Raw genomic sequence first — 1,272 nt, forward strand, 5'->3', positions numbered from 1 at the left:
TTTAAACAGATACGCGCCGAATTCGCTCGCACATTTGGCGCAAAATCTATGAAATTTAGGAGGTAATCATGCTTAGATTAATCGCTGCGATGGCGATTTTAGCGGCTCTTATATACTTCGTGATGGGAGGCGGCGGCAAAAAGACAATCAAGGATTACAAAAATTTCAGCCGCGAGGAGCTGGAGACTTTATGCCTCGAAAAGAACGACAAGATCGCCTGCCAGCGCATCGCCGTGGACTATATCAAAGAAAATAAACCGAAAAAATGATCTAAATTTGCAAGGCTAATTTTGCGGTTTCGCTCAAACAGCGCACGGTTAAATTTCTTTCTAGTCCGGTCCAAACGCTATGCGGATAAATTTGCTAGCGAAGCACGGCTCAGATGCCGATTTGACCGATACCGAGTGCCGCACAAATAGCGTAAATTTTAAGGCAATAAATTCAAGGATTAGCATGCGCGCCGATAAAACCGCTAGCGCAAATTAATGGCAATAAATCGCGCTGTGTTTTTTACGCGCAGACGGAAGGAGCGACGGATGAAAATTTTATGGCAAAGCAGGCTTCAAAACAGACTTCGCGATATCGGCGAAAACGTCCTGATAAAGGGCGATCGCGCATTTTACGCAGGCGATAACGACGAGCAAAAGCAGATGAAGCTTAGAAAATTCTCGCTCGAAAGCGGCGAGCAGCTAGCCGGCGCGCCTTTTCGCGATTTTACCCGTGCCGCGACCTTTGACGATGACGGCCGCACGCTCGTAGTTTTGGGCTTTATTGACACGATTTATAAATTTAACGCCGCGGATCTCGCGCTCATCTCAAAGCACAAAAAGGGCGTGCTAAAATACGGTAATTTTATCGCGCTAAGTAGCAAGGACGGCTATAAAAAGGCTATTACGGCGACCGATGACACGCTTTTTATTTACGATTTTGAGACGCAGACGGGCATGCGAAAGCGATTAAGGGGCTGCACGGCGATTTTTAAGCAAGATGAGCTAAATTTCTTGATTTTTACGCGCTCGGGTCAAATTTACGGCTTAAATTTGAGCAGTTGCGAGCTTAAAATCATCGCTAAAGCCTGCCCTATGACGCAGGCGCAGCGCGTTGAAGGCGGATATTGCATTCGCGTGGGCGAAGCGGGCGAAAATGGCGAAATAGAGGGTGCTAACGAGCTAGTTTTTACGGACGCAAATTTTAACGTTAAATTCCGCGTGAAGCTCGATTTTGATTTCGATAAATTCGAGCTTGCGGCGGATGGACCGGATGGCTGGCGCG

At 47.2% G+C, this 1,272-nt stretch carries 2 protein-coding genes; both read left to right on the top strand.

The features are described from left to right. Positions 1-68: 68 nt before the first annotated feature. Positions 69-269, top strand: coding sequence for a hypothetical protein (locus Q0256_RS07495; RefSeq protein WP_297882160.1), 201 nt, complete (start codon positions 69-71; stop codon positions 267-269). A 267-nt stretch (positions 270-536) separates the two neighbouring features. After that, positions 537-1,272 (top strand): hypothetical protein (locus tag Q0256_RS07500; RefSeq protein ID WP_297961798.1); only part of this gene is annotated, 736 nt, incomplete at its 3' end.

The sequence above is a fragment of the uncultured Campylobacter sp. genome (genome assembly GCF_937949835.1).
Taxonomy (GTDB): domain Bacteria; phylum Campylobacterota; class Campylobacteria; order Campylobacterales; family Campylobacteraceae; genus Campylobacter_B.